Source organism: Enterobacter sp. JMULE2 (genome assembly GCF_013337145.1).
Taxonomy (GTDB): Bacteria; Pseudomonadota; Gammaproteobacteria; order Enterobacterales; family Enterobacteriaceae; genus Enterobacter; species Enterobacter mori.
In genome coordinates this window covers 794,408-816,596 of record NZ_SGWD01000010.1, presented here as the reverse complement: position 1 = coordinate 816,596, position 22,189 = coordinate 794,408, and the positions used below count along the sequence as shown (strand labels likewise).

The 22,189-nt window shown below is 56.3% G+C and carries 19 protein-coding genes and 1 pseudogene; 16 read left to right on the top strand and 4 right to left on the bottom strand.

All coding sequences use genetic code 11. From position 1 onward, the window contains the following. Positions 1–67: 67 nt before the first annotated feature. The 3 genes from EXW94_RS04755 to EXW94_RS04745 all read left to right on the top strand — a co-directional run bounded on the left by EXW94_RS04755 (position 68) and on the right by EXW94_RS04745 (position 2,672). Positions 68–643 carry an XRE family transcriptional regulator gene (locus EXW94_RS04755; protein ID WP_126816261.1) on the top strand — a complete coding sequence of 192 codons (576 nt, stop codon included), beginning with the start codon at positions 68–70 and terminating at the stop codon, positions 641–643. A gap of 66 nt (positions 644–709) precedes the next feature. Next, complete coding sequence (locus EXW94_RS04750; protein ID WP_120158235.1) at positions 710–1,750, top strand: NADP-dependent oxidoreductase; 1,041 nt, start codon at positions 710–712, stop codon at positions 1,748–1,750. A 253-nt stretch (positions 1,751–2,003) separates the two neighbouring features. Beyond that, a complete protein-coding gene (locus EXW94_RS04745; protein ID WP_108417373.1) occupies positions 2,004–2,672 on the top strand; it encodes a GntR family transcriptional regulator in 669 nt (222 codons plus the stop codon). Positions 2,673–2,793: 121 nt separating this feature from the next. On the opposite strand, the gene pqqU is transcribed toward EXW94_RS04745, so the two are convergent. Next, a complete protein-coding gene (gene pqqU / locus EXW94_RS04740; protein WP_174339617.1) occupies positions 2,794–4,908 on the bottom strand; it encodes a TonB-dependent receptor PqqU in 2,115 nt (704 codons plus the stop codon). Positions 4,909–5,150: 242 nt separating this feature from the next. On the opposite strand from pqqU, the gene EXW94_RS04735 reads away from it, so the two are divergent. After that, positions 5,151–6,212 carry a YncE family protein gene (locus EXW94_RS04735; protein ID WP_174339616.1) on the top strand — a complete coding sequence of 354 codons (1,062 nt, stop codon included), beginning with the start codon at positions 5,151–5,153 and terminating at the stop codon, positions 6,210–6,212. A gap of 92 nt (positions 6,213–6,304) precedes the next feature. Here the strand turns inward: EXW94_RS04735 and ansP are convergent, their stop codons facing one another. Together ansP and EXW94_RS04725 are read right to left on the bottom strand one after the other, a co-directional pair. Then, complete coding sequence (gene ansP / locus EXW94_RS04730) at positions 6,305–7,801, bottom strand: L-asparagine permease (RefSeq protein WP_010431489.1); 1,497 nt, start codon at positions 7,799–7,801, stop codon at positions 6,305–6,307. A gap of 304 nt (positions 7,802–8,105) precedes the next feature. After that, on the bottom strand, positions 8,106–9,020 hold the full coding sequence (locus tag EXW94_RS04725) for a LysR family transcriptional regulator (protein ID WP_109082083.1): 915 nt from the start codon (positions 9,018–9,020) through the stop codon (positions 8,106–8,108). Positions 9,021–9,133: 113 nt separating this feature from the next. Here EXW94_RS04725 and EXW94_RS04720 point away from each other — a divergent pair, with 113 nt between their 5' ends. The 11 genes and pseudogenes from EXW94_RS04720 (at position 9,134) to pptA (ending at position 18,689) form a co-directional block, all read left to right on the top strand. Next, the gene (locus EXW94_RS04720; protein ID WP_126544786.1) at positions 9,134–9,532 is read left to right on the top strand and encodes a cupin domain-containing protein; all 399 of its coding nucleotides are present in this window, start codon (positions 9,134–9,136) and stop codon (positions 9,530–9,532) included. A gap of 73 nt (positions 9,533–9,605) precedes the next feature. Then, a complete protein-coding gene (locus tag EXW94_RS04715; RefSeq protein ID WP_042719525.1) occupies positions 9,606–10,145 on the top strand; it encodes an AAA family ATPase in 540 nt (179 codons plus the stop codon). A 109-nt stretch (positions 10,146–10,254) separates the two neighbouring features. Continuing rightward, positions 10,255–11,256: an LLM class flavin-dependent oxidoreductase gene (locus tag EXW94_RS04710; protein WP_174339615.1), complete on the top strand. Its 1,002-nt coding sequence runs from the start codon at positions 10,255–10,257 to the stop codon at positions 11,254–11,256. Continuing rightward, positions 11,253–12,374: an amidohydrolase gene (locus EXW94_RS04705; RefSeq protein ID WP_010431480.1), complete on the top strand. Its 1,122-nt coding sequence runs from the start codon at positions 11,253–11,255 to the stop codon at positions 12,372–12,374. The genes EXW94_RS04710 and EXW94_RS04705 overlap by 4 nt, the downstream gene beginning before the upstream one ends. Positions 12,375–12,390: 16 nt before the next feature. Next, positions 12,391–14,654: pseudogene (locus tag EXW94_RS28165) on the top strand (NtaA/DmoA family FMN-dependent monooxygenase). A 9-nt stretch (positions 14,655–14,663) separates the two neighbouring features. Next, positions 14,664–15,173 carry a GNAT family N-acetyltransferase gene (locus EXW94_RS04690; RefSeq protein WP_010431475.1) on the top strand — a complete coding sequence of 170 codons (510 nt, stop codon included), beginning with the start codon at positions 14,664–14,666 and terminating at the stop codon, positions 15,171–15,173. A gap of 9 nt (positions 15,174–15,182) precedes the next feature. Beyond that, positions 15,183–16,109: an amino acid ABC transporter permease gene (locus tag EXW94_RS04685; protein ID WP_108417381.1), complete on the top strand. Its 927-nt coding sequence runs from the start codon at positions 15,183–15,185 to the stop codon at positions 16,107–16,109. After that, positions 16,093–16,866: an amino acid ABC transporter ATP-binding protein gene (locus tag EXW94_RS04680; protein WP_023335851.1), complete on the top strand. Its 774-nt coding sequence runs from the start codon at positions 16,093–16,095 to the stop codon at positions 16,864–16,866. Before EXW94_RS04685 ends, EXW94_RS04680 begins: the two co-directional genes overlap by 17 nt. A 9-nt stretch (positions 16,867–16,875) precedes the next feature. Further along, a complete protein-coding gene (locus tag EXW94_RS04675) occupies positions 16,876–17,763 on the top strand; it encodes an ABC transporter substrate-binding protein (protein WP_174339613.1) in 888 nt (295 codons plus the stop codon). A gap of 40 nt (positions 17,764–17,803) precedes the next feature. Then, a complete protein-coding gene (locus tag EXW94_RS04670; RefSeq protein WP_174339612.1) occupies positions 17,804–18,421 on the top strand; it encodes a glutathione S-transferase family protein in 618 nt (205 codons plus the stop codon). A gap of 37 nt (positions 18,422–18,458) precedes the next feature. After that, complete coding sequence (pptA, locus tag EXW94_RS04665) at positions 18,459–18,689, top strand: tautomerase PptA (protein WP_138369011.1); 231 nt, start codon at positions 18,459–18,461, stop codon at positions 18,687–18,689. Positions 18,690–18,728: 39 nt separating this feature from the next. On the opposite strand, the gene EXW94_RS04660 is transcribed toward pptA, so the two are convergent. Continuing rightward, positions 18,729–20,414, bottom strand: coding sequence for an NAD-dependent malic enzyme (locus tag EXW94_RS04660; RefSeq protein WP_174339611.1), 1,686 nt, complete (start codon positions 20,412–20,414; stop codon positions 18,729–18,731). A gap of 382 nt (positions 20,415–20,796) precedes the next feature. Here EXW94_RS04660 and EXW94_RS04655 point away from each other — a divergent pair, with 382 nt between their 5' ends. After that, a complete protein-coding gene (locus EXW94_RS04655) occupies positions 20,797–22,125 on the top strand; it encodes a 2-hydroxycarboxylate transporter family protein (RefSeq protein ID WP_174339610.1) in 1,329 nt (442 codons plus the stop codon). Positions 22,126–22,189 lie beyond the last annotated feature (64 nt).

Below are 22,189 nucleotides of genomic sequence, written 5' to 3'. Positions count from 1 at the left end.
ATAACCCCTATTTTTTTGTTATAAAAACTGCCATTGAAATACTGTTCATACACTATAGTATGACGTGATGAATACTATGACAGACAATATGAATCAACGGATTAGCGCGCGTATTCGTATCGAACGCGAGTCGCGAGGCTGGTCCCTGAGCGAGCTGGCCGAACGGGCAGGCGTATCGCGCGCGATGATCCATAAGATAGAGCGTGGGGACAGTAGCCCTACGGCGACGCTGCTCGCCCGGTTATCGGGTGCTTTTGGCATTAGCATGTCTACGTTAATCGCGCGTGCGGAAATGCAGGAGGGCAAACTCCTGCGCCTGGCGAATCAACCGGTCTGGCGCGATCCGCAAACGCATTACGTGCGGCGTCATGTGTCGCCGCGCACCGATTTGCCTATCGATCTCGTGCAGGTGGAACTTCCCCCCGGCAGCGATGTGCCGATGCCCGCATCGTCTTACGCGCTGGCACGTCAGCTGATCTGGCTGCAGTCTGGCGAGCTGGTGTTTCAGGAAGGGGATACCCGGCATGAAATGAAGGCCGGAGATTGTCTCGAACTGGGGCCGCCCAATGACTGTCGGTTTATTAATCAGACCGATGAAGCCTGCATTTATCTGGTTGTCCGCCTCAATCAGTCTGGCTCGTAATGTCAAAGCATCATGCCAGATAAGGGACTAGTCTCAAGAGACATTTGCACGAGAAAGGAGTGATTTATGAGTCAATCTTCCACGCGAAACCGTCGCTGGCTTTTGGCCTCGCGCCCACACGGCGCGCCAGTGGCGAATAACTTCCGTTTAGAAGAACAGCCGCTGCCCGCTCTGGCAGAGGGACAGGTGCTATTACGCACAGTGTGGCTCTCGCTGGACCCGTATATGCGCGGTCGCATGAGCGATGCGCCTTCCTATTCGCCGCCCGTTGAGATTGGCGCGGTAATGGTGGGCGGTACGGTAAGCCGGGTTGAGCAGTCGAACCACCCGGATTTCAAACCGGGTGAATGGGTGCTGGGCTATAGCGGCTGGCAGGAGTATGAACTCTCGGACGGCAGCGGCCTGGTCAAGCTGGGAGAAAACCCTTCGCACCCTTCATGGGCGCTTGGCGTGCTCGGGATGCCGGGCTTTACCGCCTATATGGGCCTGCTGGATATCGGTCAGCCAAAAGCCGGTGAAACGCTGGTGGTGGCTGCGGCGACCGGGCCGGTTGGGGCAACGGTTGGGCAAATTGGCAAGATTAAAGGCTGCCGGGTTATCGGTATCGCAGGTGGTGCTGAAAAATGCCGCCATGCTGTCGAGGTATTGGGATTCGACCAGTGCCTGGATCACCATGCTGCGGATTTTGACGCGCAGCTGGCAACCGCCTGCCCGCAGGGAATAGATGTTTATTATGAAAACGTTGGCGGGAAAGTCTTTGATGCCGTACTGCCGCTACTGAATACCGCCGCGCGCGTGCCGGTATGTGGGCTGGTCAGCGGCTACAACGCAACCCGCCTGCCGGACGGCCCGGATCGTTTGCCGCTGTTGATGGCAACCCTGCTGAAGAAACGCATTCGCATGCAGGGCTTTATCATCGGCCAGGACTACGGACACCGTATTAAAGAGTTTCAGGACGAGATGGGGCGTTGGGTACAGGAAGGTAAAATCCACTATCGCGAACAGGTTACTGACGGACTCGAAAACGCACCCGAAGCGTTGATTGGGCTGCTTGAAGGCAAAAACTTCGGCAAAGTCGTGATTCGCGTTGCGGCGGACAATAAATAAACGAAAATATGGCGGGAAACCCGCCATATTTATTTGTGAAGATACGATATATTGTCTTTAATTATATCGGCACCGCGCCAGCGTCATCAGCATAGAAGGCCAGAGCGCGATAAAAACAGATTGTATGTATTTTTTTTTGCGTTTATACGCACTTCCCACCACCAGGCATGACGATACAGGATATATCGAACCAGCGTCGTTATAAAAAGCGACGCTTAAAAATAGCGTTAAGTATTAGCTACAGGAATTGAACATGCTTGATTTGGATCATTTAGAAAAAGCGCAAAGAGTCAGTCTAACCATGCAAGTTGAGATCAGTTTAAAAGGGGCGTTAATTACAGGCTCACTTAAACCTGGCGCTCGACTGATTACGAAAGAGATCGCCGATAAATTAGGCACCAGTATCACCCCGGTTCGCGAGGCGCTTTTACGTCTGGTATCGGCGGGGGCGCTGCACGCCACGCCGGCGCAGGCCTTCCTGGTGCCGGAGGTAACGTTAGATCGCTATAACGAGATAAATGCCATCAGAAAACAGCTGGAGCCAATGGCGGTAGCGGCAGCCTGTCAGCACATGACCGAGAGCAAGCTGGAAACGCTGCACAAGCTGTCTGGAGCCTTTCATGACGCCATGTCTAACGGCAACGTCCAGCAGGCGTTATACGCAAACCGTGTTTTCCGCTTTACGCTGTATCAGTACGCGGAGATGCCGACGCTCAGCGCGCTCATCGAGCAGCTGTGGGTGCGCATTGGTCCCTGTATTAACTATCTCCACCGGGAGCTGAATGATATCAGGGCGTCAACCTATCATTACGCAGATTTACTTGCTGCCCTGGAAAGAAGGGATGTTGAAGGGAGTAAGAAAGCAATAGATAAGCTGATTGATGAAGCAAACGATCTGCTACAGCGACAATATTTCAACTGAGAGATTATTTTAGCGCGCGACTATTTACCGCATCCATTTATTTTTTTGATGAATAACTCCTGCTGGCAATTAGCCAACAGGAGTTAAAATATAAGAAAGAGAAGAGGGTTGTCGCGTATCCTTACTCGAAGCGATAAGAGACCGACAGTCCTACGCCGTAGTTGCGGCCCGGAGCAGGTTCGTAATAACGCCCGTTGGACTCGTTGACAATCACCGAGCCCGCGTACTCTTTATCGAACAGGTTATCGACGCGACCAAAGAGATCCATTCCCCAGTTGCCGTAGTTGAATTTATACCCGGTATTGAGTCCGACAACCGTATAAGACGGCGCTTTGGCCGTGTTTTCGTCGTCGGCCATGATGTCGCTCATGTAGCGCACGTCTGTCCCTGCATACCAGCCTTCTTCTGGCTGCCAGCCAAACGATGCAAAGCCCATGTTGCGGGCGATACCCGGCATACGGTTGCCGTTGCAGTTATCATCCCCGCATACGTTGGTACGGTAGGTGGCATCAAGGTAGGTCCACGCCATTTTCAGCTTCCAGTTTTCCGCAAACTGCTGGTCGAGGGAAACTTCCACCCCCTGACGACGGGTTTTACCGGCATTTTTATAGCTGGTTCGGCCTCCGGAGCTGGAATCCACCACAATCTCGTCATCCGTATCGGTGCGGAACAGCGCTGCCGTCAGCAGGCCATTGCCGATACGGGTTTTGCTGCCCACTTCATAGGTGTTGTTGGTGGACGGCTTCAGGCCAATGTTCAGCCCACCCTGGTTATCAGGACGATAGGAGAGTTCATTAATGGTCGGCGTTTCAAATCCACGTCCTGCGGCGGCATAGAGATTCCACGCGTCGGTCACGGCGTATTTCACCGAGCCCGCCGGGAGCCATTTATGGTAGCTCGCCTCGCCGCTATCATCACCGTTGGCGGACGTAACGTAGTGGTCGTTGGAATCAAACCAGACGGAGCTGTAACGCACACCCGCATCGACAGAGAGTTTTTGCGTTAACTGCCAGCTGGTTTGCAGGTAAGGGTCAAGGTTCCACATCAGGTTACGTTCGTCACGACGCTTATCGCCTTTTACACCGTAATCCGGCACGCCGTTGTTCATGACAAAGTTCTCGTACCCGCGACGATCTTCACTCAGATTTTCGTAGTTCAGCCCGGTAGTAAAGGTGACCGGAACCAGCACCTCGCCCCGGTGCGTCCAGCGGGTATCGACGCCCTGATAGTGTCGCTGCATATCAATCACGCCGCCGGAATGGGTTGGTCTCAACTGTGGCTGATACGGAATGGACTGATACTGCGTCATTTCACGCTCACCGGCGTACATCATCACGCTGAGATCGTCCTGCTCGCTCAGCTGACGGTCATAGCGCAGCCCGGCCTGGGTCTGCTTGATGGTTTTGCGGGTGTTGTACTGGTCGCCGCGCGGTGACTGACGCGGGTTGTCACGCCATTCCTGATAGTCAAGACCGCCCGGATCGTTGGCTTTCATGTCCACGCTGTTGAAAATCAGCGTCAGCTTGCTTACGTCATCAATACGCACGCCCAGCTTCGCGTTGGCGAGGTTCTTACGCGCGCCGCTGTGGTCGCGATAGCCATGGGTGGTGAAGCGGGTGGTAGAAACGGTGTAATCCACATCGCCCGCATGCGTACCGTCGCCCATCGCGCCGGTGGCTTTCATGCCGTAGCGCCAGGTGCCGTAACTGCCGTAATAGCTGCTGGCCTCAATGGTCGGCGGCTGCTGGCCGGTCTGCGTATTAATGTTAATCACGCCACCAGAAGCGTTGCCGTAAAGAGCAGAGAAGGGGCCGCGCAGCACTTCAACGCTATCCACGCTGGTGAGGTCGATGTTCGAGGTCTGGCCCTGTCCGTCCGGCATGGTGGCGGGAATACCGTCCACGTACATCCGAATACCGCGCACGCCGAAGGTAGAGCGGGCGCCAAAGCCACGCATTGAAATCTGCAGATCCTGCGCATAGTTCTGGCGGTTCTGAATTTGCAGCCCCGGCACGCTACCGAGAGATTCAGACAAGTTAATCCGTGGCGCTGCCTGACGCATATCGTCGCCATTGACCACGCTGACCGCGGCGGGCGTATCCAGTTCAGAGACGGTCTGCGGCGTGGCGCTGACGATCATGGTCTGCTCGTCCGCGCCTATCGCCTCAAGGGGCGCCAGGATAACAGGAACCAGCAGCAGCGGGAGAGTTGCCTTACGGGCGGTGATGATTTTCATGAAGTAAACCAGTTAAGGTGAAGAAACGAACCAAATGGAACATGTGCATACATGTTAAATCTTTTGTAAATGTTTTGAAAACTATAACCGCACATTGCGTTAATGAAAGGAGAGAAGGGAAGAAAAACTCCACATTTATAGAATTAATGATTACTATTCTCATTATCATAAAGGCGGCGCGATGACGCTGCCGGTTGGAAGCGATGTCAGCAGTACACTTATTCTTCAAAAAAGGAATTGTTATGTCTTTACGTCATCTGTGCTCGCCGCGCCTGCGCGGTTCTCTGCTGTTAGGCTCATTATTATTCGCCGGTACGTTCCAGGTTCATGCTGCAGAAGAGATGCTGCGTAAAGCGGTCGGCAAAGGGGCTTATGAGATGGCGTTGAGCCAGCAGGAGAACGCGCTGTGGGTGGCGACATCACAAAGCCGTAAGACCGATAAAGGCGGCGTCGTTTATCGCCTTGACCCGGTCACGCTGGACGTGACGCAAGCGATCCATAGCGATCTCAAACCGTTCGGGGCAACCTTCAATAACGCCACCCAGACGCTGTGGTTGGGTAACACCATCAACGGTGCGGTGACGGCCATTGATGCCAAAACGGGGGACGTGAAAGGGCGTCTGGTACTCGACGATCGTAAACGCAGCGAGACGGTCAAACCGTTGCAGCCGCGCCAGCTGGTGGCGGACGACGCGAGCAACACCGTTTACATCACCGGGGTAGGCAAAGAGAGCGTGATTTGGGTCGTGGACGGCGCAACCCTGAAGCTGAAGGACACTATTGCTAATACCGGCACCTACAGCACCGGCCTGGCGCTGGATGCGCAGGCGAAACGTCTCTACACCACGAATGCGGACGGCGAACTGCTGGCGATTGACACGGCCACCCACAAAATCATCAGCCGTAAAAAAGTGCAGGACGACGGTAAAGAGCATTTCTACCTTAACCTGAGCCTGGACACCGCCGGTCAGCGCGCGTTCCTGACCGATTCAAAACAGCCGGAAGTGCTGGTGGTGAGCCTGAAAGACGGCAGCGTAATGGAGAAGATCGCCGCGCCTGAATCACTGGCCGTCCTGTTTAACCCAACGCGCAATGAAGTCTACGTGACGCACCGCGAAGCGGGCAAGGTGAGCGTGATTGACGCGAAAACCTACAAGGTGACCAAAACGTTCGATACGCCGGTTTACCCGAACAGCCTGGCACTCTCTGCCGATGGTAAAACGCTGTATGTGACGGTGAAACAGAAATCGACCCGTCAGCAGGAAGCAACCCAGCCTGACGACGTGATTCGTATTGCACTCTGATGGGGGAATTGCCCGGTGGCGCTGCGCTTACCGGGCCTACAAATTCTTGATATGTAGGCCGGGTAAGGCGAAGCCGCCACCCGGCTTTTTTATTAACGCGAGGTTTCTTCTACCAGCGGTGCGTCGTGCTTTTCATCGTCATGATGAACCGGCGCGGTGCTGTGGATCTCGTGAACGCGCTTACGCACGCCGAACCAGCCAGCAATCAGCAGAACCGCCAGCAGCGGGATCGTCGCGATGGTGTAAGTACCGTTCGGGTAGTCAAACGCCATCAGCACCAGCACGCTGAACAGGAACAGCAGAGTGAGCCAGGATGTCACCGGTGCGCCCGGCATCTTGAAGCTCACATCAGCCGCTTTGCCTTCTTTGATCGCTTTGCGCAGACGCATCTGGCAGACCACAATAAAGGCCCAGGAGGCGATGATCCCCAGCGCGGCCACGTTCAGAACGATCTCAAATACGCGGGACGGCACCAGATAGTTCAGGAACACGCCAAAGACGTAAACCACCAGCGTCGCCAGAATCCCCGCATAAGGAACCTGCTGCTTGCTCATCTTCGACATGAACTTCGGCGCGGAACCGCCCATCGACATGGAGCGCAGAATACGGCCAGTGGAATACAGGCCAGAGTTCAGGCTGGAGAGCGCGGCGGTCAGTACCACGATGTTCATGATGCTGCCCACATAAGGGACGCCCAGCTTAGAGAAGAAGGTCACGAACGGACTCTGACCTGCCTGATAGGCGTTCCACGGCAGCAGCAGAACCAGCAGCACCACGGAGCCGACGTAGAACAGGCCGATACGCCAGATCACGCTGTTGATGGCTTTTGGCACCATCGTCTGCGGGTCTTTACATTCACCCGCCGCGGTACCGACGAGCTCAATGGAAGCAAAAGCAAACACTACGCCCTGAACCAGCACCAGCGCAGGCAGCAGGCCGTGGGGGAAGAAGCCGCCGTTATCGGTTATCAGATGGAAGCCGGTGGCATTGCCGTCCAGCGGTTTACCGCTGCCGAGGAACACCGTACCGACCACCAGGAACACCACGATGGCCAGCACTTTTACCAGCGCAAACCAGAACTCCATCTCGGCGAACCACTTCACGCCGATCATGTTCATGGTGCCGACAATCGCCAGCGCGCCGAGCGCAAAGACCCACTGCGGCACATCGCCAAACGCGCCCCAGTAGTGCATGTACAGCGCAACGGCGGTGATGTCGACGATACCGGTCATCGCCCAGTTGACGAAGTACATCCAGCCTGCCACGTAGGCGGCTTTTTCACCGAGGAACTCGCGAGCGTAGGAGACAAAACTGCCGCTGGACGGGCGGTGCAGTACCAGTTCGCCCAGGGCACGAAGGATGAAGAACGAGAAGATCCCGCACACCAGATAGACCAGTGCAAGTGCAGGGCCCGCCATTTGCAGACGTGCGCCAGCACCTAAAAACAGACCTGTACCGATAGCGCCGCCGATGGCGATCATTTGAACCTGACGGTTGCCCATCGCTTTGTGGTAGCCCTCTTCGTGGGAGTTCAACCAGCGACGTTTCGCAGCGTGATGATCGGCTGCGCTTTTATTGCTTGTTTTCATTGAGTTACCTGTTTGCCTGTCTGAACCATTATCGTGATAGTCCTGCCTGGCAGAACGCAATACAAACGATTGCTTCTGCGCAAACACATGCTGCCTTTCCAGTCATTCTGTGTATGGATAAGGCGAAACATGGCGTGGCATCCTACCCGCAATTGATAAGCGACGCAAAATATAACCGTGCCGAAAGTGATGCACGTCGAAGGAAATCGTGTGGTCAGAGCAGACGGGGATCACAACGCGCTGAAACGTGGCGAGTTTTTAGACAAAACGCGCGTTGAAGCGGTGCTTTAATCATCAGGTTTGCTTAATAATTACCTGTGGGTATCGCTGACGGCTGACGCAGGGCATCCAGCAGCAGCTTGAAAGCGTGCGCATGCTGGCGACGACTGGGATAATAAAGGTGATATCCTTCAAAGGTCGGACACCAGGCATCGAGGACCTGAACTAACCGTCCTTCTGACACGGCCTTGCTGACCGACGTTTCCGGCACGTAGGCCAAACCGAGACCATTCTCGGCGGCATCGATACGCTGCGGCAGGCTGTTCAACGTAAGCTGTCCTTCAACTCGCACGCTAAAACCGCGCCCGTCGCGTTCAAATTCCCAGGCATATAATCCCCCAAGAGTGGGCAGGCGCATATTGATGCAGCGGTGCGTCGCAAGCTGCTCCGGGGTTTCCGGCACGCCAAAGCGCTCCAGATAATCTTCGGACGCGACGACGGCCATGCGCATGTCCGGCGCGATCCTCACCGCCACCATATCTTTCGCCACCTGTTCACCCAGGCGCACGCCCGCGTCGAAACGCCCATCAACAATATCGGTCAGGCCGTTATCCACCGTCACTTCAACGTTAATATCCGGGTATTGCGCCATAAAGGGTTTCAACACCGGCCAAAGTACGCTCTCCATGGCATGTTCACCCGCGGTAATACGGATATTCCCCGCAGGCCTGTCGCGCGTATCGCGCAGCGCCGTTAGCTCCTGTTCGATCTCCATCAGGTGGGGACGTAAGCGGATAAAAAGCTGCTCGCCGGCCTCGGTAGGAGCCACGCTACGGGTGGTTCGGGTTAACAGGCGAACGCCGAGTCGGGCTTCAAGATTGCGCATCGCATGGCTCAGTGCCGACTGCGAGACGCCCAGCTGTGCCGCGGCTCGTGTAAAGCTGCGCTCGCGGGTGACGACCATAAACGAGAGCAGATCGTTGAAATTGTCTTTTAACATGGCGGCTAGCCCTCATTTATGAATTCAGTTCATGTTTCCGTTCTGATTATGCACTCTAATGCTGCGGATGGCTTTGCGCTACTGTTAACGCAACAGTCAACGGGGAGTACATGATGAAAATTATCCGCAGCGGTTCATTACCGTCAGTTAAGGGGCCAGACGCCTGGTTCACCGGCACCGTGCGCATTGATGCACCGTTCCAGGCGACAGAACCGGCAAAAGTAGGCGGGGCCACGGTGACCTTTGAGCCGGGCGCGCGTACCGCCTGGCACACTCATCCGCTTGGGCAAACGCTGATTGTCACCCAGGGGCGCGGCTGGCTGCAGGAGTGGGGTAAGGAGGCGGAGCCGCTTAACCAGGGCGACATCGCGTGGATCCCGCCGGGCGTCAAGCACTGGCACGGCGCGTGTGCGCAAACGGCGATGACTCATATTGCCATCGCCGAAGCGGTAAACGGCAGTCCGGTTGAGTGGCTGGAGAAAGTGAGTGACCTGCAGTACCCGAATGATTAGCCATTGAGCGTTTCGGTGACAAAAAGAAAGGGATATGATGCGATCCTTTTTTTCAGCATAGTCAGGCGGAACGGTGAAAATCAATATTATCGGCACCAGCGGGAGTGGTAAAAGCACGCTTGCCCGGCGCATCGCAACGGAATTGTCACTCCCGTATATCGAGATGGACAGGCTGTACTGGCGTCCTGACTGGCAGGGAACGCCCGACGAGGTGCTGCTGAAAACGCTGGCGGAGACGCTGGCCGCCACGCCCGGCTGGGTGCTCGACGGTAACTACAACCGCACTCGTCCCGTGAAGTGGCGCGAGGTAGATCTAGTGGTGTGGGTGGACTGCGGGTTCCTCCGCACGCTCTGGCAGGCGGTGACGCGTGCGTTTAAACGTGCATGGCACCAGCAGGAACTGTGGCCCGGCACCGGAAACCGTGAAAGCTTCCGCCGCTCGTTTTTTAGTCGGGAGTCCATCATCATATGGACCCTCAAAACCTGGCGCAGCAATCGCGAACGCTACGAAGCCGATATGCAAAATCCGCAATATGCCCACATTCGTTTTGTCCGCATCACCCGTCGGCAGGAGGCGGAGGCGCTGATTTCATCGCTTAAATCACACCGTTAGCAGGGTTTACATATCTGATTTTCGGCAAACTAAATGTAAATTAATTGTTTCTCAGAGGTTAATCGCGCCTTTAATAATGACGACATGTTAAGTCAAACGAGAACGCAACATGTCATGGCGAATCAGCATTCTGGATAAAAGCCCCGTCGCAGAACACGAAACCGCCGCCGATGCGCTGGCACGTACCTTAACACTGGCGCAGCAGGCGGAAACGCTGGGTTATCACCGCTTCTGGATTGCCGAACACCACAACACCCCTCAGCTCGCCAGCCCCTCGCCGGAACTGCTGATTGCCTGGATCCTCGGGCAAACAACGCGCATTCGCGTGGGGTCGGGCGGCGTCATGCTTCAGCACTACAGCCCCTATAAGGTCGCAGAAAACTTTAATCTTCTGGCCGCGCTGGCACCGGGCCGCGTGGATCTGGGCGTCGGGAAAGCCCCCGGCGGTCTCCCGCTCTCTACCCGCGCACTGCAGCTCGGTTTACATCCGCAGGAAAAAGGCAGCTTTGCTGAACAGCTGACGCAGCTGGACGGCTGGATCCGCCCTGAAAATCAGTCGGCGGAGGAGGCCGTTCGCGCCACGCCGCTGCCGCAGGTGCCTGCGCAGGGGTTCCTGCTGGGAGCCAGTACCGAAAGCGCGCTGCTCGCCGCATCACTTGACTGGTACTTTGTTTTTGCCGCTCATCTGAACGGTGATCCGGAACTGCTGCGAGAGGTGGTGTCAACCTGGCGTCAGAACAGCACCCGCGATGTGATTGTTGCAGTGCAGGCCATTGTGGCGGAGTCGCAGGAGCAGGCCGACGCGCTGGCGCAGAAGGTCGAAGTATGGGGCGTTGAGCTGGCAAACGGCCAGCGCGTGACCGTCGCCAGCGAAGAACAGGCCTACGCCTTTGCGCGTCAGGCCGGCAGCGAGCCGGTACGTATTGCCCGCCGGGCGCAGTCCCTGCTGGCGGGCACGGCTGACTCGGTGCTTGAACAACTGAACGCCCTGCACGAGCAGTGGGGCATTGACGAATTTATCATCGACACGCCGGTCGCGGAGGGGACAACGCGCGTCGCGTCGCTGCGTCTGCTTGGCGAAGCGCGTCTCAACAAGGAGGTCACCGTATGAGTTTTGGCGAACAACTGATTGCCTGGCGTCGTGAATTGCACCAGAACCCGGAGCTCTCCGGACAGGAGGTCGAAACGACTGCACGCCTGCGCCAGTGGCTGACGAATGCTGGCATTACGCCGCTGCCGTATGACCTGACAACCGGGCTTGTGGCGGAAATCGGGACGGGTAATAAGCTGATTGCGCTGCGCGCAGACATTGATGCGCTGCCAATAGAGGAGCGCAGCGGCGTGCCGTTTAGCTCGCAGCGTGCGGGGGTGATGCATGCCTGCGGACACGACATCCACACCAGCGTGATCCTCGGCGCGGCGCTGAAGCTGAAAGAGCGTGAAGCGTCGCTCGACGGGCGGGTGCGGATCCTGTTCCAGCCTGCGGAAGAGAACTTTGGCGGTGCAAAAAGCATGGTGCGGGCCGGTGCCCTGCGTGACGTGAGCGCCATCTTCGGTATGCATAACGAGCCGGGGCTGCCGGTAGGCGAGTTTGCCACTCGCGGCGGGCCGTTTTATGCCAACGTTGACCGCTTCGTGATCCGCATTACCGGCAAGGGCGCGCACGCCGCACGTCCACACGAAGGCAATGATGCCATTGTGCTGGCGAGCCAGCTGGTGACGGCGCTGCAAAGCGTTGCCAGCCGCAACGTTAACACGCTGGATTCGGTGGTGTTGAGCGTAACGCGCATTGCCGGAGGCAACACCTGGAACGTCCTGCCGGAAAGCGTGGAGCTGGAAGGCACGTTGCGCACCCATCGCACGGAAGTGCAGCAAAACGTGAAGGCCCGCGTCGGTGAAATCGCCGCCGGGTTTGCCAGCGCCTTCAGTGCGCAGATCGACATCACCTGGTATGCCGGACCGACCGCGCTGGTGAACGACGAACGTTGGGCAGATTTCGCCACCTCTGTTGCCAGAGAGTCAGGGTACGAAACCCAGCACGCGGAGCTGCACATGGGCGGGGAGGATTTTGCGGTCTATCTGCAGTCTATTCCTGGCGCGTTTGTCAGCATTGGCAGCAACAGCCCGTTTGGTTTACATCACCCGTCCTTTAATCCGGATGAGGCCCTCATTGAACCCGCTGCCCGCTATTTTGCACAGCTTGCGGAAAAAGCCCTGCAACACGTTTAATTTATTTGAGGTGAATATGTCTGTACATCGTCAACTGCGGCTGGGGACCATTTTGCATGGTGCATCCGGAAATATGTCAGCCTGGCGTCATCCTGCGGCAATCGCGGATGCCAGCATCAATTTTGATTTTGTTAAAGAGACGGCGCTAAAAGCGGAGGCGGGCAAACTCGATTTCTTATTCGTGGCCGACGGTCTCTATATTAACGAAAAATCGATCCCGCATTTTTTAAATCGCTTTGAACCGCTAACGGTATTATCCGCGCTGGCGAGTATTACCTCACGCCTTGGCCTGGTGGGAACCTTATCCACCTCCTACAGCGAGCCTTTTACCGTGGCACGTCAGTTTGCCAGCCTCGATCACCTGAGTAACGGACGCGCGGGCTGGAACGTGGTGACCTCGCCGCTGGAAGGCTCAGCGAAGAATTTTTCCCGTGAAAAGCACCCCGAGCATGCGCTGCGCTATCGCATTGCGGACGAGTATCTCGACGTCGTGAAAGGGCTGTGGGATTCCTGGGAGGGCGACGCCTTTGTGCGCAATAAAGAGAGTGGCCAATTCTTTGATTCGGCAAAATTGCATACCCTGGACCACCACGGTGATTTCTTCCAGGTCGCCGGTCCGCTGAATATTGGTCGAACGCCACAAGGGCGACCGATTGTCTTTCAGGCGGGCGCGTCGGACGACGGGAAAAAACTGGCGGCGAAACATGCCGACGCCATTTTTACGCATCACGAAACGCTCGATGAGGCAAAAGCCTTTTACCGCGACGTGAAGCAGCAGCTGGAAATTAACGGACGCCGCGCGTCTGATTTACATATATTTCAGGGCGTCAGCGTCATTGTGGGTAAAGACGCCGATGACGTGGAAAACCAGTATCAAACCACGGCGGCGCTGGTGTCGATTAACGATGCCCTTAACTACCTCGGGCGTTATTTTGAGCATCACGATTTCAGCCAGTATCCGCTCGACGAGCCGTTCCCGGATATCGGTGACTTAGGCAAAAACAGCTTCCGCAGCACCACAGATGAAATTAAGCGTAATGCCGCAGAGCGTAACTTAACCCTGCGTCAGGTGGCCCTTGAAGCTGCATCACCGCGCCCGCGCTTTTCCGGCACGCCGGAAGAGGTAGCTGACGGGCTTCAGGCCTGGTTCGAAGGCCATGCGGCGGACGGATTCATCATTCAGGGCGGTACGCCGGACACCTTCCCGCGCTTTGTTGACCAGGTGGTGCCCGTTTTACAGGCGCGCGGACTGTTTCGGACCGACTATCCCGGCACCACGCTGCGCGAAAGTCTTGGCTTAGACGAACCTAAAAACCAATTCACACAACAATAAAAGAGAACCCCGCTATGCAGAAAACATCGCTTATTCTGGCGCTTGCGCTGGCTTTTACCCCTGCCGTCTGGGCAGAGAATGTGAAGATTAACGGCACCGGCGTGAGCATCGAGGCCAATAAAACGCCGGTTAATACCGCCAAAAACAACGATGCGGTGGCTCAGCTGCCGAAAGATTATCGCTTCGCCGTGCCGGGGAAATTTACCGTTGCGGTAGCGGGCCTCAATCAACCGCCGCTGACGGTATTTTCCGATGACAACAAAACGCTGCTGGGGAGTGAAGTGGACGTCGCCCGTCTGGTCGCTGACAGCCTGGGACTGGAGCTGAACGTGGTGCCGACCTCCTGGGAAGACTGGCCGCTGGGCGTGGCGTCCGGGAAATACGATGCGGCCATCAGCAACATCACCGTGACCAAAGAACGCAAAGAGAAATTTGATTTTGCCACCTACCGAAAAGATTCCCTCGGGTTCTACGTGAAATCAACCAGCCCGATCGCGTCGCTTGAGAAGGCGGAAGACATCGCCGGGCTGCGGATTATCGTCGGCTCCGGCACCAATCAGGAGGCCATCCTGCTCGCATGGAATGCCGAAAACCTGAAGAAGGGGCTCAAACCCTTTACCCCGATCTACACCAAAGACGATGCGGCACAAACGCTGGCGCTGCAGTCCGGGCGCGCGGATGCCTATTTTGGTCCGAACGTGATTGGCGCCTGGAAAGCGGCGCTGAACGGGAAAACTAAACTGGTGGGCAGCGTCGACGGCGGCTGGCCGAAGGCGGCACACATTGCGGTGACGCTGAAAAAAGGCAGCGGGCTGGTTGAGCCGGTGCAAACCGCGCTGAACGGCGTCATCAAAAACGGCGATTACGATAAAGTGCTGAACCGCTGGGGGGAAGGGGTTGAGCGCATTCCTCAGTCCGAAGTGAACCCTGCTGGCCTGGGCGATTAAGGAGGCTGCATGAGCGAACAATTTCGTGACGTTTCGCCGGAAGATGCCGAGCTCCAGCCCATCATCGAGGGGCTGTTCGGAGAATACGCCGCCCGTTATGGGGACTACTTCTCTAAAGACGCGGAAGTAGAACTCACCGAGTGGTATTTAGCGCCGCAGGGGCTGTTTATCGTACTGGAGCGAGACGGAAAGATTATCGCCACCGGCGCGTACAAACCTTTCGATGAACGCACCGCGGAAATCAAACGCATCTGGACGGACAAAACCCTGCGTCAGCAGGGGCTTGCCGGGCGCGTGGTGCAGGAGCTTGAGCGCCGGGCGGTACTGGCAGGGTATAGCCAAATCTATCTGACAACCGGTTTTCGCCAGCCGGAGGCGGTCAGGCTCTATCTCAGCCAGGGCTACCAGGCGCAGTTCGATCTGAACCGGGATCCGGAAGAGTACAGCCAGCCGCCGTTTGACGGTCGGCTGCGCTTCACTAAAACGCTGGTACGCGAAGCGTTCAGTAAAACCGCATGAGGAACGACGATGAGCAACGTTGAAACCATTAAGGTGGTCCCGGCGCGATATCCGCTGCGGGCCGTCGGCGCCGCGGTGGCGCTGTTTGTCCTGGCCGTCGTGATTCAGTCGGTGGCCTTTAACCCGCGCTGGGAGTGGGCGGTATTCGCCCGCTGGTTCTTTGACCCGGTGATCCTCGAAGGCGTAGGGCAGACCCTGCTGCTGACCCTGATCGGCACCGCGCTGAGCGTGGTGTTGGGCGGCCTGCTGGCGCTGGCGAGACTGTCCTCGTCATGGCTGCTGAACAGCCTGGCGTGGGGCTATATCTGGCTGTTTCGGTCGCTGCCGCTGATTGTGGTGCTGATCATTCTCTACAACTTCTCCTATCTCTACGACACGCTCTCTCTGGGCGTGCCGTTCACCGGTATCACCTGGGGCAGCTTCGACACCATCAACGTGCTGGGGCAGTTCTCTACCGCCGTGGTGGGGCTGACGCTGGTGCAGAGCGCCTATACCGCCGAAATCATTCGCGGGGGCTTCCTTGGGGTCGATCACGGTCAGTATGAAGCGGCCGCCGCGCTGGGTCTCCCGGCCTGGCGCCGTACGGTGCGGATCATTCTGCCTCAGGCGCTGCGCACCATCTTGCCGTCGGGATTCAATGAAATCATCAGTCTCGCCAAAGGTACGGCGATGGTGTACGTCCTGGCGATGCCGGAACTGTTCTATACCATTCAAATGATCTACAACCGCACGCAGGAGGTGATCCCGCTGCTGATGGTCGGTGCCGCCTGGTATCTGGTCATTACCACCGTCTTGTCCGCAATTCAGTACGTTGTTGAGCGCGCTCTGGCACGCAGCGAACGCCGCTCCGCCGTCAATCAGAACCGCACCACTCGCCGCGTCCGTTCTGTTACCTCCACGCCAGCACAGGAGCCCGTTCATGCAAGCCTCTCCTGAAGGACATATTTCGATCACCGGCGTCAGCAAGTTTTTTGGCCGCCATAAGGCGCTCGACAACGTTTCGCTTGAGATCCCGCCCGGGTCCGTAACGGTGATCCTCGGGCCGTCCGGCTCCGGCAAATCAACCCTGCTGCGCACCATTAACCACCTGGAGCGCGTTGACGAAGGCTTTATCCAGATTGACGGGGATTACATCGGCTATCGCCGTCAGGGCGATAAGCTCTACGAACTGAAGGAGAAGGAGATCCTCAAACAGCGCGTCAACGTGGGCTATGTGTTCCAGAACTTCAATCTCTTCCCGCATCTGACGGTGCTGGAAAACCTGATTGAAGCGCCCATCGCGCACAAAAAGCTCAGCAAAAAAGAGGCGGTGGAAAGGGCGTACAGCCTGCTGGACGTGGTTGGGCTGCGGGATAAAGCCGATGCCTGGTCGCGCCATCTTTCCGGCGGACAGCAGCAGCGCATCGCCATTGCCCGCGCGCTGGCGCTGCGCCCCCGCGTGATGCTGTTTGATGAGCCCACCTCGGCGCTCGACCCCGAGCTGGTTGGCGAAGTGCTGGACGTGATCAAAAAGCTCGCCCGGTCCGGCACCACGCTGGTGGTCGTCACCCATGAGATCGGCTTTGCCCGTGAAGTCGCGGATCAGGTGGTGTTTATGGTTGACGGGAAAATCGTTGAGCAGGGCAGTAGCGACGAGGTGTTGAACCGTCCGTCGCATGCGCGAACGCGCCAGTTTCTCTCTAAAGTGCTGTAAGGAGCGCAGATGAAATATGGACTTCTGGCTGGGCTGATCTTCACGACGGTTAGCCACGCCAGCATTGATGTGAAAGCCAACGAGCAGCCGCTGCCGGTCACGCGCGATCCGCAGGCGGTGGCGAAGATCCCCGCGAACTACAAATTCGTTGAGCCGGGTACGCTGACAGTGGCCATTTCGGCTCTCAATTCCCCGCCGCTGGCGCTGCTGGCCAGCGATAACCGCACGCGCATCGGCAGCGATCCGGATATCGCTCGTCTGCTGGCGGGCAGTCTGGGACTAAAGCTGAAGCTGGTGCCGACGGCGTGGGAAGACTGGCCGCTCGGGATCAGCTCCGGGCGCTACGACGTGGCGCTGGTGAACATTGCGGTGACCGAACAGCGTAAAGAGAAGTTTGATTTCGCCACCTATCGCGTCGATTCGCTGGCGTTTTCGGTGAAATCCACCAGCGAGATCCAGTCAATCAAAAGCGCGGAAGATCTGGCAGGGAAAAAGGTGATTGTCGGCTCGGGTACCAATCAGGAGCGCATTCTGCTTGGCTGGAACGAGGAGAACAAAAAGGCCGGGCGGACGCCTGCGCTGCCGGTCTATCTGACCGACGATGCCTCCGGCAATTTGTATATCCAGTCCGGCAGGGCCGATGTGTTCTTTGGTCCTCAGTCGGTTTCAGCCTACAAAGCGGCGCTCACCGGTAAAACCCGCGTTGTGGGGTTAGGGCCGAAAAAAGCCTATGTCGCGACCACCACCAAAAAAGGCAATGATCTGGTGTACGCGCTTCAGGCCGCGCTGGACGGTGCGATTAAGCGGGGAGAGTACCAGAAGGTGCTGGCGCGCTGGGGTGAGCAGGGCGAAGCGGTGGCGCAGTCGGAGGTGAACCCGCCTGGGATAACCTACTAATGGTGCTCTACACTTAGGTTTTCATTCCTGAGGGGGCAACATGATTAAACTCTATGGCGTACCCGGCTGGGGCTCGGCGATCGGTGAAGTGATGCTAACCCTGGCTGATATCCCTTATCAGTTTATCAACGTGGACGGGTTTGACCAGCTCGGTCCACAGCGTGAGCTGCTGCAAAAGCTCAACCCGCTGTGTCAGGTACCCACGCTGGCGCTGGAAAATGGGGCCATCATGACCGAAACCGCGGCGATTGCCCTGATGGTGCTTGACCGTTGCCCGGATCTTGCCCCGCCCGTCGGCAAGGCCGAGCGCCAGCAGTTTCAGCGTTTGCTCATCTGGTTTGTGGCGAACGTCTATCCCACCTTTACCTATGCCGATTATCCGGAACGCTGGGTGCCCGACGCGCCGGAGCAGCTGAAAAAAAACTGCATTGAGTACCGGAAATCACTCTATCTGTGGTTCGATAGCCAACTTACCGCGTCTCCTTTTGCGCTGGGGGAGCAGCTTACTCTGCTCGACGTCTATATTACGGTCGCGCGCACATGGGGGCCACGGCACGACTGGTTTGCAGCCAATACGCCAAATATGACGTCAATTGCCGATTCCGTTTGTGCGCTGCCGGAACTGCACAAGGTGTTAAAGGCAAACGAGATTATCTGATAACGTGGAACGCTCACCCACAACAGGAAGCCTGCACATGCCACACGTTGATATCAAATGTTTTCCCCGCGATCTGAATGACGAACAAAAATCCGCTCTGGCAGCGGATATCGCCGAGGTGATTACGCGCCATCTGAACAGCAAAGACCGCTCCATTTCGGTGGCGCTGAATGAAGTTCAGGAAGCCGACTGGAAAGCGCAGGTCTGGGATACCGAGATCGGACCGAAGCTGGACGAGCTGATCAAGAAGCCTGGGTATTCGATGTAAGGTTTGCCGGGCAGGCGGGAACGCTACCCGGCGTGGAAACTACAGCGCCGACCTGCGGTACGGCGCATAGTCCGCCTGCCACCAGGTTTTTTCGATTTGCGCCAGCAAGGTCTCGTCATCCATTGCCGCCGCAACGCCTTGCTCAATCGCTGCCCGGGCGACCGCAAACGCGATATTGCGCGACACGGTATCAATGCGGTCGACGGGAGGGAGTAATCCACCTTTTTCAGTGGTGACCAGCGGCGATTGCGCCGCCAGGCTACGGCTCGCCACCATCAACATCTCTTCGGTAACCCGCCGCGCGTTGCTGGCCAATATCCCCAGCCCCAGACCGGGGAAAATGTAGGCATTGTTACACTGGGCTATGTCGTACTGTTCGTTCTGCCAGAATACCGGCGAGAAGGGGCTACCCGTCGCAACCAGAGCGCTACCCTGCGTCCATTCGATCAGATCCTGAGGTTGCGCCTCTGCGCGTGATGTTGGATTAGAGAGCGGCATAATAATAGGGCGCGGGCAGTGGCGATGCATCTCTTTAACTATCGCTTCGCTGAACAGCCCCGGCTGACCGGATACGCCAATCATCACGGTTGGATGGGCATTTCTGACCACCTCCATCAGCGAAATATTGCACGATTCCACCTGCCAGTCGCGAATGGCTTCCCGCGCCGTAAGCAGGTTTTTCTGGAAATCGAGCAGGTTGGTCATATCGTCGGTCAGTAAGCCAAAACGATCGACCATAAAGATCCGGCTGCGGGCCTCGGCCTCGGTTAGCCCGTCGTCGACCATCAGCGCCACGATTTTTTCGGCTATACCGCATCCGGCAGAGCCGCTGCCGAGGAAGACCACGCGCTGATCGCGGATGTGGGTTCCGGCTGCATGGGCGGCAGCAATCAGCGTGCCGGCCGTGACGGCAGCGGTTCCCTGAATATCGTCATTGAAGCAGCACAGCTGGTCGCGGTAACGCTGGAGTAATCGGGTCGCATTTTTTTGCGCAAAATCTTCGAACTGCAGTAAAACAGTTGGCCAGCGGGCTTTGACGGTACTGATAAACATATCCATAAATTCAGCGTATTGCTCGTCGCTGATGCGTGGATGACGCCAGCCCATATACAGCGGGTCGTCCAGATGTTGCTGATTATTGGTGCCGACATCCAGCATAATCGGTAACGTTGAGGCCGGATGAATACCACCGCACGCGGTATACAATGACAATTTACCAATCGGAATGCCCATTCCGCCGATCCCCTGGTCGCCAAGGCCCAAAATACGCTCTCCGTCAGTCACCACGATCACGCGAATATCATTACGCGAGAAACTTTGCAGCATTTCATCGATGCGATGGCGATTAGGCCATGAAATAAAAAGCCCGCGCGCCCGACGATAGATGGTAGAGAAATGTTCGCAGGCTTCACCGACCGTTGGGGTATATATGATCGGCAGCGTCTCCTTCATATGTTTCCGCAACAGATTGTAAAACAGGGTCTCATTGGTGTCCTGAATATTACGCAGATAAACGTGGCGGGAAATATCACTTTTGAAATGACAGAATTGTACCCATGCGCGTTCGGTCTGCTCTTCAATGGTTTCAACATTATGCGGTAATAAGCCGTGCAGATTAAAATTATCACGTTCCTCTTTAATGAACGCGAGGCCTTTATTCAGTAATGGGTTTTCCAGCAGTACAGCGCCGTTATAGGGCGTGTACAGCACTTCTTTGCGAGACATGGTTGACTCCTGAAATAGTTAAAACGGATTAAATAAGATTTGCGAAGCAGGTCTGTTCTTAAGCGCGTTTATGTTTTATTTAGCGCTAATCTAGCGGTTAAACATCAGGGCGGTGGTGATAAGGGTCACACTCTTTCTGGTTTTATTAATTTCAAAATACGGGTGGTGATTGATAACTTTACTTACAAAAAGATGAATTAAGTTTTTAAAAAGAAATCATTGCGGCCTTCACATTTCTGGCTGAATGCCCGTGCTAATTTCATGCTGAACCATTTTATCAATGGCGATTTAAAATTATTAAATATAAAGAATATTTTTGAACACGGGAGTTATCGGTTTTTACTCCTGGTTTTATATCCGAACCTACTAATCAGGTGATTATATGAAAGATAATCCTGTATCGACTTCTCCGGTCTCCTCGCGTTTTACGTTAGGGTTGAGTAATGCCGAAGTGGGCGCTGTCCCACTGATGTTGTTTGTGGGCATTGCGACCATCGTGGCGACGTCCGCATGGGCGGGGCTGCTGCCGAAAAATATGATCGGTGGACTGGCGGTGATCATGACGCTCGGTTTCGCCTTTGCCAAAATCGGTCGTCAGATCCCGCTGTTGAAGGACATCGGTGGTCCGGCCATTCTCTGCCTGATGGTGCCATCCATCCTGGTCTATTTTGGCGTGTTCGAAAAACAGACGCTGGATACCGTACACCTGCTGATGAAAGAGGCGAATCTGCTCTATTTCGTCATTGCCTGTCTGGTGGTGGGAAGCATTCTGGGGATGAACCGGGTGCTGCTTATCCAGGGGATGATCCGCATGTTTGTACCGCTGGTTGTCGGGACGCTGATGGCGGTAATGAGCGGGTTAATCGTCGGCTCGCTGTTTGGCTATACGCCTTACCACACCTTTTTCTTCATCATCGTGCCGATTATTGGCGGCGGGATTGGTGAGGGGATTTTGCCACTGTCGCTGGCGTATTCGGCCATACTCGGACAAGCGCCTGACGTTTACGTCGCACAGCTGGCACCTGCTGCCGTCGTCGGTAATATCTTCGCCATCATCTGTGCCGGTACGCTGGCGCGTCTGGGAACGAAACGTCCTGCCCTTTCGGGAAACGGCATGCTAACCCGCAGCAAGGACGATCAGAATCTGTTTGCGGGGGCGCAAAGCGTTCAGCAGACGGATTTCCATCTGATGGGGGGCGGGTTGCTCATGGTGTGCGCATTTTTCATCGTCGGTGGCCTGTTTGAAAAACTTGTGCACATCCCTGGTCCGGTGCTGATGATCCTCATCGCCGTGCTGTGTAAGTATTTCAGGGTGATCCCCGGTTCCATGGAACAGGGGGCGCACAGTTGCTATAAGTTTGTCTCGGCTGCGCTGGTCTGGCCGCTAATGATTGGTCTGGGTATGCTGTACGTGCCGCTGGAGAGCGTGGTGGCGGTCTTCTCGGTGGGCTACGTTGTGGTGTGCGGTTCGATCGTGATTGCAATGGCGCTGAGCGGCTATTTTGTTGCATCGCGTCTAAATATGTATCCCGTGGAAGCGGCTATCGTTACCTGCTGCCACAGCGGGCTGGGTGGGACAGGGGACGTGGCGATTTTATCCGCCTCTAACCGCATGTCGTTGATGCCGTTCGCACAGATCGCTACCCGTATCGGCGGCGCATCGACGGTGATTTTCGCCACGCTGCTGATGGGCTGGATAATGGCGCACTGATTCGAAATATCAGGAGACTGAATCGCAACGGCATTTTGTGAATGCCGTTGCGGTTCAGTCCTTT